Here is a 12613-nt window from a genome sequence, read left to right on the forward strand (position 1 = left end):
TATTTTTGTTTGAAAAACAACTTCCTATGTCCAGTAATTCCCAGGTAGTAAGTGATGTACGCAGCTTTAACCGGTTTTATACCGGCATGATCGGGTTATTAAATCAGCATATCCTGGATAGCCAGTTGTCGCTATCGGAAGTGCGGGTATTATATGAAATCGGGCAGCTGGGAAAGTGTACGGCCGGACAGCTCACCGGTATTCTGAGGATAGATGGGGGCTACCTGAGCCGCATGTTGAAACGCTTTGAAAAGAATGGTTGGCTATTAAGACAGCAATCTACCGCCGACGGACGTACGTTTTTCTTACAGCTGAGTGCCGCGGGGAAAAAACTGATGGCACAATTAGAGGACAAATCGACCCGGGAAATTCATCAGTTGACCGATCCCTTGTCTGAAAAGGAGCAGCAACAGATCACCGGCGCCATGAAAACCATCCAGCAGGTGTTGTCGAACGATGAAAGTGGGGAAACTTCAGATATCCATATCCGTTATAACCTGCTTCCCGGCGATGTGGGATACCTGATTTACTTGCACGGACATTTGTATGCCCGGGAATGTGGGTACAACCTGGAATTTGAAAGCTATGTCTGTAAAACGTTCTATGAGTTCCTGCCCACCTACAACCCGGCGAAAGACCGTATGTTTATCGCTACGGCCAATAACCAGATGGTGGGCGCCGTGGCTATACTGGGATCTTCCCGGCACCTGGCGCAGCTGCGCTGGTTCCTGATCCATCCCGACTACCGGGGCAAAGGACTGGGAAAACGTTTGCTGCAGGAAGCCCTCGATTTCTGCCGGGAAAAAGATTACCAGAAGGTATACCTGATGACGACCAGCATGCAGGAAGCTGCCATCAGCCTGTATAAGAAGGCTGGCTTCCGCAAAACAGGAGAAAAGCACCTGCAGCTGTGGGGACAACAACTATATGAACAACGTTACGATATGGACCTGTTTTAGGCGTATTTATGTAACAACACAATTTGCCCCAGGTGATAGGCATCGTGTTCGGCCAGTCCCTGTAAATAGTAGATGGCAGTATGTTCGGTGCCGGGAATGGTGTCAAACAGCAGTTTCTCCGGGAAGTTCCGGATAGCCATAGTAATCATATCAAAAGAATGTCCCAGCCGATGAATGGTAGCCTGCCAGTTTTCCTCCCCATGATTTTCAGGCATATAAAAATCAGGCAGATCTCCATCCTGCTCAGGGGCCTCATTGTGCATATGCCGTTGCACCCGTTGATGCCAGAAGATAACGTGATTAACCAGCTCCCAGGTATTGTTGGAGCCGCCGAAGCGTTGCACAGCCTGGGCTGCATTTATACGCGACAAATGCTCCTGGAAAGTGACATCTATCCAGGGATCGCCGTTGTATAGTTTTTCCAGTGATGAGGCTAAATGTTCCGTTAACGACATACAAAAGAATTTTATTTTTTAAAAGATATCTGTATCTCTTTTAAATGCTATACATATAACCGGCATACAGCTATATAAATAAGAACAGAATCGCGGTAATCATAATATTCATCAAAATACCAACGAAGTCCGGCAGAAGACAGGCAGCTCCCTCTTCGTAATTTACTGAATTCTTTCCCTTATTTTTAAAGAATATAAAACCCATCGTTATGGATCAGCAGCAACTGGAAACCAATAAAAATGAAGATGCCATGCGAATGGCGATCAGTACTATGAAACAACGCCTGGGAGTGATTGAACAGGGCGGAGGAAAAAAAAGCCTGGAAAAGGTGCGGCAACGTGGCAAGCTCACCGCGCGCGAACGCATCGACTACCTGGTCGACAAGGACACCACTTTTATGGAAATAGGCGCCTTTGCTGCCTATGATATGTACGATGAATACGGAGGTTGCCCTGCCGCCGGTACCGTAGGGGGTATCGGGTATGTAAGCGGGCGGCAATGCATGATCGTAGCAAATGACATGACGGTAAAGGCGGGGGCCTGGTTTCCGATGACCGGTAAAAAGAACCTGCGTTTACAGGAAATAGCGATGGAAAACCATCTCCCGGTCATTTACCTGGTAGACAGCGCCGGAGTGTTTCTGCCTATGCAGGATGAAATTTTTCCCGATAAAGAACACTTTGGCCGCATCTTCCGCAACAATGCGCGGATGAGCGCCATGGGTATTACCCAGATTGCAGCCGTGATGGGTAGCTGTGTGGCCGGAGGGGCCTACCTGCCTATTATGAGCGACGAAGTACTGATGGTAGAAGGCAATGGCTCTATCTTCCTGGCCGGCCCTTACCTGGTGAAAGCCGCTATAGGAGAAGAGGTAGATGCCGAAACATTAGGCGGCGCCGTTACCCATACCGAAATTTCCGGTATTGCTGACTATAAATTCAAATCAGACGAAGAATGCCTGGACCAGGTAAAACGAATTGTTAGCAAAATAGGCCAGCCTGCCCAGGCCGGATTTGATCGTATCGCGGCAGTGGAGCCGGCCAAGCCAACCGCGGAACTAAATAGCGTATTGCCGGCCGATAGTACCCGTCCCTATGATATGCTGGAAGTAATAGAACGCCTGGTAGATGATTCTGCATTTGACCAGTATAAACAGGATTATGGTAAAAGCATTTTGTGCGGATATGCCCGTATCGACGGATGGGCAGTGGGTATTGTGGCTAACCAACGTAAGATTGTGAAAAGCCGCAAAGGCGAAATGCAGATGGGCGGTGTTATTTACAATGACAGCGCCGATAAGGCCGCCCGCTTTATTATGAACTGTAACCAAAAGAAAATCCCCCTGGTATTCCTACAGGATGTTACCGGGTTTATGGTAGGCAGCAGAAGTGAACACGCCGGCATCATTAAAGATGGAGCTAAACTGGTAAATGCGGTAGCCAATTCGGTGGTTCCGAAAATTACGATCATCATTGGCAACTCCTATGGAGCAGGCAACTACGCCATGTGTGGAAAGGCCTATGATCCCCGGTTTATCTATGCATGGCCGTCTGCCAAGATTGCGGTGATGGGAGGAGAGCAGGCTGCGAAGACATTATTACAAATACAGGTAGCTTCCCTGAAAGCCAAAGGCGAAGTAATTACACCAGAAGAAGAAGCACGGCTGCTCAAGGAAATCACCGATAAGTATACCGCACAAACAACCCCTTACTATGCAGCCGCCAGGTTATGGGTAGATGAAATCATCGATCCGGCTGATACGCGTATACGTATAGCGGAAGGAATTAAAGCCGCCAACAACGCGCCTGTGGAACAGGCCTTTAACGTGGGGGTATTCCAGGTGTAGCAGAAGCAGAAAGCGGAAAGCTATTGTAGCGAATGATCTTAGCGAATAGTTAAAATACGCTTTGGTCATTCGCTACAATAGCTTTCCGCTTTCCGCTTTTCCCCCATTTATCCTACCTTAGCACTTCTTTAAAAATAAATATGGCTGAACTGGTAGTATATACGGATGGTGCATCCCGTGGTAACCCTGGCCCGGGCGGATATGGAGTAGTATTGATATGGGGTAGTCTGCGCAAAGAGTTGTCACAAGGATACCGGAAAACCACCAACAACAGGATGGAGTTACTGGCAGTAATCGTAGCGCTGGAAGCTCTCAAAAAGGAGGGATTGACTGTGACTGTTTTTACCGATAGCAAGTATGTAGTAGATAGTATAGAAAAAGGATGGCTATGGAGTTGGGTAAAAACAAACTTTAAAGAGAAGAAAAATAAGGATCTGTGGCTTCGTTTCATTCCACTCTATAAAAAACACCGCGTCAAAATGCAGTGGGTAAAGGGACATGCCAGTAACCCATTCAATAACCGCTGCGATGAATTGGCCACAGCGGCAGCCGACAGCGGCCATTGGCTGGTAGATGAAGAATTTGAACGCACCTGCGGGTAGATAAGCCTCCTCTCCCTATCACACGGTGTTTACTCCAACATTGACGATATAAAAACAGCTTTCCGCATTTTGATGACAGGGAATTTCCGCTCATCACATTTTTATCAGCGCAATACCGCATCAAACCTGTAAATCGAATATTTAAAAAAGAGATACCTACTTTTTTAACAAATCTTTTGTTTTTCTTTACGAAAGCACTTAGCTTTGCGACCCATTAGTCTATAGAAGTTATAGGGTAATAAAGATCGAATTTAAATGAATGCTTATGTGGAAAATAACCCAACCATTTTTAACAACCGACTATTGTTGTTGCCATTAATTAACTAATAAATCGAAAACACTAACTGTCTATGCAAACCGCTGTAGTAGCGAGTTACAACAATCTATAACCGTATCTGGTCACACCAGCCATTACGGCTATTAACAACAATGGAATATCATACAGCCATAGTCTGTTTACACAACAGGCCTGTGTTTGTATTGCCAAAAACCTGTTTATTATATTTTCAACCCTTCAGTTTATGTTACAACGACTACTGCTCTCATTGCTGCTATTTGGCCCATTGGCCATATTTGCGCAGTCACGTACGGTCACAGGCCGTATTTATTCCGCAAAAGACAATACACCACTACCCGGGGCCACCGTAGTAGTTAAAGGAACGACTAACGGAACAGTTAGTGATCCTAACGGAAATTTTACATTACAGGTCAACGACCCCGCTGCTACTACACTGGTGATCCGCTTTGTGGGCCTGGAGTCACAGGAAGTACCTGTCAGCACTACGCCATTAAACATTTCCCTCAAAAGCGCAGGGAAAGATATTGATGAAGTGGTAGTGGTAGCTTACGGAACGGCCAAAAAGAATTCCTACACAGGCTCGGTGGCTACCATCAAAAGCGATGAACTGGTCAACCGCCAGGTATCCAACGTTACCAAAGCCCTGCAGGGCCTCGCTGCCGGCGTGCAAAGTTCTGCTTCGAGCGGACAGCCAGGCTCGGAAGCGACTATCCGCATCCGTGGCGTAGGTTCTATCAACGCATCCGCCGATCCTTTATATGTGGTAGATGGCGTGCCCTATGGTGGTAGCCTCAGCGCGATTAATCCATATGATATTGAGTCCATCAGCGTATTGAAAGATGCCGCTTCCAGCGCGTTATACGGCTCCCGTGGCGCCAACGGGGTGATTATCATCACCACAAAAAAGGGCAAAAAAGGCGGAAATAATATAGACGTACGCGTTAGCCAGGGCTACTCTAACAGAGCAGTAAAAGATTATGAAAAAGTAAGCACCGACCAATATTTTCAGATGTACTGGGAAGCATTGCGTAACGCGGGATTAACCAATGGTTTATCTCCCACTACAGCCGCCGCCCAGGCCAGCAGTAACCTGGTACGGAGAGTGGGGATTAATCCCTATGGTACTGCCTTCCCGCAACCGGTAGGCACCGACGGTAAACTGGTGAGCGGCGCTAAGCCCCTCTGGGATGATAGCTGGAACGATGCCATGCAACGTACCGGTCACCGCACAGAAGCTGACCTCAATATCAGCGGCGCTACCGACAAAAGCCGTTATTACATTGCCGGAGGATATCTCGATGACCAGGGCATTTACCTGGGCTCAGGATTTAAACGCTATAACGTACGCAGCAACGTGGAACTGGATGCCAAGAAATGGCTGAAAGTAGGACTGAACCTCAGCGGCGCGCACTCAGATCAACAGGCGCCTCCTTCAGAAGACAGCCGCTCCGATAACTACGTAAACTATGGCAGGCTTATGTCGAACTTTTATCCTATTTACCAGCGCGACAAAGCCACAGGTCAATATATCCTGGATGCCAACGGTAATAAGATATTTGATTTCGGTAGCTACCGTCCCAGCGCCGATAATCCAAACAGCAACCTGGTAGCCACTTCGGCGATAGATAAACACAATGTGATCCGGGATGACGTGTCTGCCCGTGTGTATGGAGAAGCAACGATCTGGCGCGGACTGAAATTTAAATCCAGCTATAACGCCGATTATACCAACCGTCAATCACACGACTACACCAATCCTACGCTCGGATTCGATGCAGAAGTAGGTGGTACCGTGGAAAAGGCCACTTATCGTACTTTCAGCTGGACCTTCAACAACCTCCTTACTTACGAAGAAACGTTCAATGAAAAGCACCACCTGAGCTTACTGGCCGGACAGGAAGCTTATAAATACCAGACCACTTTTATGGATGGTCAGAAATCCGGTTTCTCTCTGCCCGGGCTGGATGAGCTGTCGGATGCTTCCCTGATCAAGGACTTACAGGGATATACAGATACGTATACCCTTTCCAGTTACCTCGGCCGTGCTGAATACGATTACGAAGGAAAATATTTTCTGTCGGGTTCCCTGCGCCGCGACGGATCTTCGCGCTTTGCGCCTAACCGCCGCTGGGGTACCTTCTGGTCAGTAGGCGCCTCCTGGAAACTGACGGAAGAAAAAGCACTGAAAAATGTTTCCTGGCTCGATTTGCTGACTTTACGCGCCAGCTACGGAGGACAAGGCAATGACAACCTGGGGCCGGATTCTTACTACAACTATTATCCTTTGCTGGAAGTAAACAGCAACCTGGGCGAAGGCGGTACTTACCGCCGGTTTCTCTATAATCCATTGCTGAAATGGGAAACAAACCTAAATTTCAACGCAGGGGTCGACTTCGCCCTATTTAATAACCGTTTTAGTGGTACCCTGGAATTCTTCCAGCGCAGTTCGAAAGACCTGCTGTATTCCAAGCCACTCGCACCATCTCTGGGTTTCGGTTCCATTGCACAGAATATCGGGGCCTTGAAAAATACCGGTGCGGAACTGACCTTGCATGGTATACCCGTTAAAACAAAGGACTTCAGCTGGGCCATAGACCTGAATATGACGCGCTACCGCAATAAGGTAACGGAACTGCCACAAAAAACAATTATCAGCGGCACCAAAAGACTGGAAGTAGGGAAGTCTATTTATGAATTTTATCTCAGGCAATGGGCAGGAGTAGATCCTAATACCGGCTTGCCACAGTGGTATGTCGACAAAGCCGATGGCTCCAAAGGCATTACCAACAATTATAGTTCCGCCAGCCTCTATGGTAGCGGCTCTTCACTGCCGGATGTATATGGGGGGATCACCAATACCTTCAACTATAAAGGATTTTCTTTCTCCTTCCTGGTAGCGTATAGCCTTGGAGGTAAGGTACTGGACCAGGATTACCTGTTCCTGTTAGGAACCGGCACCAGCCCCGGACGCCCGTTTGCTACAGAAATGCTGAACCACTGGACACCGGACAATAAGAACACAGATGTGCCAAAGCTGACAACCATCAACACCAACTGGACGTCCGTTTCCAGCCGCTTCCTGTATGACGCCAGCTATGCGCGCTTAAAGAGCGTGAACCTGAGCTATAACCTTCCTGCTTTATGGATGGAGAAAGCGCACCTGCATAACGTAATGATTTACCTGCAGGGAGAAAACCTGTTCACCCTCTATAAGCATAAAGGGCTGGATCCGGAACAATCCATCGGCGGAACCACCTATTACCGTTATCCGGCTATTAAATCACTATCCGCCGGTATTAACCTCAGCTTCTAAACATTCATGCCATGAACAAGAAATTATTACTGATCATATTCGCAGCGTTGGCGTTCAGTGCCTGCAAAAAAGATTTCCTGGATACCAAGCCTACCAATGCTGTACCTGACGACCAGGTATTCAGTACAGCCGACAATGTAGAAACCGTATTGAATGGTACCTGGTCCTATATGTTTGAGGAGTTTTTCTCCTATGCGGTGCCCGGCTACAAATCCATCAACCTGACCAGCGATGCCATGGGCAGCGATGTAGCCGTGATTTCCTCTTACGGATTCAGTGCGGCGTATGGCTATACGGAAATGAACGACAACACCAAGAACCGCGTAAGCGCTTACTGGACCATCTTGTATAAGGTAATCGACAACTGCAATAACATTATCGCACGGGTCGATAATGCCACTGGAGATGACAGCAAAAAACAACGCCTCAAAGGCCAGGCATATGCGCTGCGCGCCAACTGCTACCTGACCCTGGCTTCCTTTTACCAGTTCAACAAAACCGGTGCTGAAAAAGCAGTGCCCATTTATACTACTCCCTCTGGCCCTACTTCCGTTGGAAAGCCCAAAGCCACTATCGGAGAGGTGTATAAACTGGTGATAGATGATTTACAAAAGGCGTTGCCGCTGCTGAAAGATTACCAACGCAGTGGTACCCAGAAATGGAAAATCGATGCCAGCGTAGTGAATGGTTTGTTGGCCCGTGCTTACTTATATAACCGCCAGTGGCCCGAAGCCATTACCAGCGCCATAGCCGCGCGTAACGGTTATCCGCTGATGTCGGGAGACGAGTATAACAAGGGATTCAGTGATATCAGCAATGGCGAATGGATCTGGGGACATGCGCAAACGCCTAATCAAAGTAACGCCAGCTATAACTTTCATTTCCTGGATGTGTCTACGCCGGCGTCGTACTACCAGAGCTTTATGGCCGATCCTTATTTCAAAAATTTCTTCGATAGTGCAGATGTGCGTTTCCGTTTGTTTGACTGGGATACGCTGCCCGACCAGGAAGGTTTCCTGCGGTATAAAAAATTCCGCTTCAGGGATCCGGGCGCACTGATCGGCGACCTGGTACTGATGCGCTCCGCTGAAATGTACCTGATCGAAGCAGAAGCTTATGCCCAGAATGGTAATACCGGCAAGGCAGCAGCAGCGCTGAATGTATTGAGAGATGCCCGCAGCGCCACCCATTATACCGGAAATGGCAGTCACCTGGTAGATACCATCCTGGTAGAAAGGAGGAAAGAATTATGGGGAGAAGGATTTTCGCTCTCTGATATCATTCGTACAGGCGGTACCGTGGTCAGAAAACCATTCCTGTCGTACAATGGGCAAGACAGTATTATCAGGGTACCCAGGGGAGATGGTTCTTTTGTGGAAGTAGCAGGACAGGGGCATCAAACACTGAAACAGCCGGATGGAACGGCTTTCACGCCCTACAGTAATTTTTACTTGTTCGCCATACCAATAACGGAAGTGCAGAATAATCCGAATCTTAACAACTAATAAAAAAATCCCCCCGCTGTAGCGGGGGATTTTTTTATTAGTTGGGTACTAGTAAATCCACGGCACCAGGCGCTTGGAGTGTTTCATATAGTTAATATATTCCTCTCCAAATTGCGTGGTCAACATCTTCTCTTCCACGTTTATCCGATGAATAAAGGCCGCCAATACCGGGACAAACGCTACCGCCAATGCCAGCCAGTTATTGAGCGATAGACCAAATCCCAGGAAAGAAAGCAGGGAACCGGTATAGGCGGGATGCCGTAATATGCTGTATAGTCCATCTGTTTTCAGGGTGTGGTCTTTCCGGATGGTAACCACTACAGTGAATAATCTCCCCAGCTGCTGGATAGCTGCGAAACGGAGTATCATACCGAGCAGTATAACGGTTAAGCCTATACGCGTCATAATTGGACCGGGTACTATGATATACCGCGTTTTATAAGCAAGAAAAACAGCGAGATTCAGGAATACGATGATCACCAGCCATATGTACGCCAGGCTGCCTTTGTCCTGCTTCTTTTTGTCTGTTTGGGCGCCGCCGCGCAAGATCCTGTGCAAAAGAATTTCAGAGAGAAACCAGGCCAGGTAGATGATGGAGGAAACGAGGTTCATATGCAGGGAGATAAGCGATATTGTATATCTAATATATGTTATATTTTAGGATCTTCAAAAAGTGCGTAATTTGGCATTGGAATTAAATCGCGTGTCATGGAAAATCTGCAAGCTATTCTACAATCTCCTACTCCTGTATTAGTTGATTGTTTTGCCACCTGGTGCGGTCCCTGCCAGATGGTGCCGCCAATCCTAAAAGAAGTAAAAGACAAAATGGGCGATCAGCTACGGATCGTTAAAATAGACATCGATAAGAATCAGCAGCTGGCGGCGCAATGGCAGATCAGCAGTGTGCCTACTTTATTGTTGTTCAAAGCAGGCCGGCTCATCTGGCGCCAGAGTGGGGTAGTGCCTGCCCACCAGTTAATTCCTATCCTGAAACAAAAGATATAATCTCCCTTAAAGACTGTTATAAAAACTCTGCAGGTCCCTGGCCAGCACGTCATAAATCGGGCGGGTAAATTCCATAAACAGATCTGAAGGTGGAGGTGGCGGTACATCCTGTCCACCCATGAGCTTACGGTCCTCATCACTGAGCGCTCGTTCATCCCCCCGGAAAGTACCAAATTGATTTACCCAGGTATAATTGCCCGGAATGCGGTCGGTACGCAGCACCTGGCCGTTGTTGGTATCGGTAATACGATAGTCCAGCAGTCCTTTCGATACCACCGTCTTTTTGGTGATGTATAGCGTAGCTTTTACAGTCTGGTATAAATTGATCGTATTGCCACTGGTGTCTTTTGTGGTGCCGGTTACAATTTCCTTTGATACATCCCGCTGGATACGGTCTACAAAGGTTTGTCCTACGACAAAGTCAAAAAAGCGCAGTTCGATATACTCGTCAGGGCGGAGATTTTCGCTGCGGGCTATCCGTTCATCGTAAAACTGTACAAAGCGGTTGATATTGCGCTGTTGCAGGTTCCTCACGAGGTAATCGCGGAACTGGTCGGCGCTGAACTGGTAGTAGGGCGAACGTACTTCTATCTGGCTCACTACCACGTTTACGACGCCCAGCTGAAAGGCCTCGTCCATGCGCTGTTTGGTATCGCGATAGTTGGGAATCAATTTGAGGGCGGCACCAAATTCTTCATACGCCTGACGGGCACTGACCTTATCGCCGCGATTGAGTAGCTCCGTGCCGCGATCATACCGTATTTCAGCGGCATTTTCCTGGGCGCCGGTGATGGCGTCGCGATAATCCTTCGGTTGCACTAGTTTCAGGGCAGCAGGGGAGCTGTGGATGCTATTATAGAGGTTTTGAAGCGCCCTATACTCATTCCTGACACTTTCCCATTTGAGTTGATTATTGGAGCGCAGCCATTCGTTTACCCTGTCTTCTCCCGACTGCAGGGCCTGGTGGTAGGCATCTGGCAGCAACCGTGTGGCGGCGGCATCCTGTGGTTTGCGATGCAACTTTTTTACAAATGCGAGCACTGCTTCACTGTAGCGGCCTTTGTTGTAGAGCTTTTCACCTGATTTGCAGGAGAGGAGTAAGGTGTAGGCGAGGAGGGCAACTATACAGCATAACTGCCTGCAGGATAATTTTTTCAAGGGGGTAGTTTTAAATGGACTTGTTTACCAGCTTGATTATTTATTTGAATTGTCGTCTTAATTCTCTGTCAGCTTCCCTGGCTTTGATGGTATCCCGTTTGTCGTGCACTTTCTTACCTTTACCAAGTCCTATCTCCAGTTTAGCGAGACTTTTATCGGTGATAAACATGCGCAGGGGTACAATGGTATAGCCACGTTCTTTGATCTTATTTTCCAACTTTCTCAGTTCCCGCTTGGTCAGTAACAGCTTGCGTTCTCTTAAGGGGTCGTGATTGGAAGAAGTACCGTGGGAGTATTCTGCAATATGCAGGCTTTTCACATACAATTCTCCTTTAGAAAAGTAGCAGAACGAATCATTAAAACTCACCTTATTGGCACGTATAGATTTGATTTCCGTACCCAGCAACACCATCCCGGCAATAAATTTATCTTCTATTGCGTACTCAAAATATGCCGATCTATTCTTTAATTCTGCCATTATTTGCTTTTTAGCGATTTAACAGCCGGCTTTCCATGATGGAAGGCCGGCTGCCAAATGCTTAATTTTTGAAGATGGTCAGCAGGCTGGCCAGTTTCGTCTTCAATTCTTTTCTATCCATGATGAAATCCAGGAATCCATGTTCCAGCAGGAACTCTGCACTCTGGAAGCCAGCAGGTAAATCTTTTTTAATTGTTTCCTTAATAATCCTTGGACCGGCAAAACCAATGAGTGCACCTGGTTCAGCTATGTTCAGGTCGCCCAGCATAGCATAAGAAGCCGTTACACCACCCGTGGTAGGGTCGGTCATCAGGGAGATATAAGGCAGCCTTGCATCGGCCAACTGGGTCAGTTTAGCAGATGTTTTAGCCATTTGCATCAGGGAAAATGCACTTTCCATCATGCGGGCGCCGCCTGACTTGGAAATAATCATCAGCGGCATCTTGTGAAGAATGCAATAGTCAATGGAACGGGCTATCTTTTCACCTACTACAGAACCCATAGAGCCTCCAATGAAATTAAAGTCCATACAGGCTACCACCAGGTTGCTCCCCAATACTTTACCAGCTCCTACTGTCATCGCATCTTTCAGTCCGGATTTCTTCTGGGCATCCTTCAACCTGTCGCCATAAGGCTTCAGATCCTTGAAACCCAGGAAGTCCGTTGGGTAAATATTAGGAAACAGTTCCTCGAACTGATTGTTATCAAAAATGATCTCAAAATACTCGGCAGAGTTGATACGGTTATGATAATTACACTTATCACAAACATAGAAATGCTCCTTCAGATCCTTAACAGTGGTGGTTTTCTTACAGTTAGGACACTTATGCCACAACCCATCCGGTGCTTCCTTCTTTTCACTGGTGGTAGTGGAAATGCCTTGTTTAATTCGCTTAAACCAGCTTGACATATTTTGCTATTAGATTAGAAAATAGTGGTGCAAGATACGAATTATCGTATAAAGCCAAAAACATATGAGAAAAAGCTTAAAGC

At 47.4% G+C, this 12613-nt stretch carries 11 protein-coding genes; 6 read left to right on the forward strand and 5 right to left on the reverse strand.

Annotation, left to right across the window (positions count from 1 at the left end; genetic code table 11):
• Positions 1 to 26 precede the first annotated feature (26 nt).
• Positions 27 to 959, forward strand: coding sequence for a bifunctional helix-turn-helix transcriptional regulator/GNAT family N-acetyltransferase (locus tag FHW36_RS08855; RefSeq protein WP_145665819.1), 933 nt, complete (start codon positions 27 to 29; stop codon positions 957 to 959).
• Here the strand turns inward: FHW36_RS08855 and FHW36_RS08860 are convergent.
• Complete coding sequence (locus tag FHW36_RS08860) at positions 956 to 1414, reverse strand: DinB family protein (protein WP_145665822.1); 459 nt, start codon at positions 1412 to 1414, stop codon at positions 956 to 958. The two genes, FHW36_RS08855 and FHW36_RS08860, sit on opposite strands and share 4 nt — an antisense overlap.
• A gap of 209 nt (positions 1415 to 1623) precedes the next feature.
• Here FHW36_RS08860 and FHW36_RS08865 point away from each other — a divergent pair, with 209 nt between their 5' ends.
• The 4 genes from FHW36_RS08865 to FHW36_RS08880 all read left to right on the forward strand — a co-directional run bounded on the left by FHW36_RS08865 (position 1624) and on the right by FHW36_RS08880 (position 8979).
• Positions 1624 to 3261 carry an acyl-CoA carboxylase subunit beta gene (locus tag FHW36_RS08865; RefSeq protein ID WP_145665825.1) on the forward strand — a complete coding sequence of 546 codons (1638 nt, stop codon included), beginning with the start codon at positions 1624 to 1626 and terminating at the stop codon, positions 3259 to 3261.
• 140 nt (positions 3262 to 3401) lie between these two features.
• Positions 3402 to 3863: a ribonuclease HI gene (rnhA, locus tag FHW36_RS08870; RefSeq protein WP_145665828.1), complete on the forward strand. Its 462-nt coding sequence runs from the start codon at positions 3402 to 3404 to the stop codon at positions 3861 to 3863.
• A 521-nt stretch (positions 3864 to 4384) separates the two neighbouring features.
• Positions 4385 to 7474, forward strand: coding sequence for a SusC/RagA family TonB-linked outer membrane protein (locus FHW36_RS08875; protein WP_145665832.1), 3090 nt, complete (start codon positions 4385 to 4387; stop codon positions 7472 to 7474).
• A gap of 11 nt (positions 7475 to 7485) precedes the next feature.
• The gene (locus FHW36_RS08880; RefSeq protein ID WP_145665835.1) at positions 7486 to 8979 is read left to right on the forward strand and encodes a RagB/SusD family nutrient uptake outer membrane protein; all 1494 of its coding nucleotides are present in this window, start codon (positions 7486 to 7488) and stop codon (positions 8977 to 8979) included.
• Positions 8980 to 9027: 48 nt separating this feature from the next.
• Here the strand turns inward: FHW36_RS08880 and FHW36_RS08885 are convergent, their stop codons facing one another.
• Positions 9028 to 9591 carry a methyltransferase family protein gene (locus tag FHW36_RS08885; protein ID WP_145665838.1) on the reverse strand — a complete coding sequence of 188 codons (564 nt, stop codon included), beginning with the start codon at positions 9589 to 9591 and terminating at the stop codon, positions 9028 to 9030.
• Positions 9592 to 9687: 96 nt separating this feature from the next.
• Between FHW36_RS08885 and trxA the strand changes: the two genes are divergently transcribed.
• Positions 9688 to 9984 (forward strand): thioredoxin, encoded by a 297-nt coding sequence (trxA, locus tag FHW36_RS08890; protein WP_145665841.1) that lies wholly within the window; start codon positions 9688 to 9690, stop codon positions 9982 to 9984.
• A 6-nt stretch (positions 9985 to 9990) separates the two neighbouring features.
• On the opposite strand, the gene FHW36_RS08895 is transcribed toward trxA, so the two are convergent.
• From FHW36_RS08895 to accD, 3 genes are all read right to left on the reverse strand, one after another.
• A complete protein-coding gene (locus FHW36_RS08895) occupies positions 9991 to 11142 on the reverse strand; it encodes a hypothetical protein (protein ID WP_145665844.1) in 1152 nt (383 codons plus the stop codon).
• Positions 11143 to 11182: 40 nt separating this feature from the next.
• The gene (gene smpB / locus FHW36_RS08900) at positions 11183 to 11620 is read right to left on the reverse strand and encodes an SsrA-binding protein SmpB (protein WP_145665847.1); all 438 of its coding nucleotides are present in this window, start codon (positions 11618 to 11620) and stop codon (positions 11183 to 11185) included.
• Between the two features lie 61 nt (positions 11621 to 11681).
• Positions 11682 to 12530, reverse strand: a complete 849-nt coding sequence (gene accD / locus FHW36_RS08905) for an acetyl-CoA carboxylase, carboxyltransferase subunit beta (RefSeq protein WP_145665850.1) — start codon at positions 12528 to 12530, stop codon at positions 11682 to 11684.
• Positions 12531 to 12613: the final 83 nt, after the last annotated feature.

Origin of the sequence: Chitinophaga polysaccharea, assembly GCF_007829335.1 — a bacterium.
Classification (GTDB): Bacteria; Bacteroidota; Bacteroidia; order Chitinophagales; family Chitinophagaceae; genus Chitinophaga; species Chitinophaga polysaccharea_B.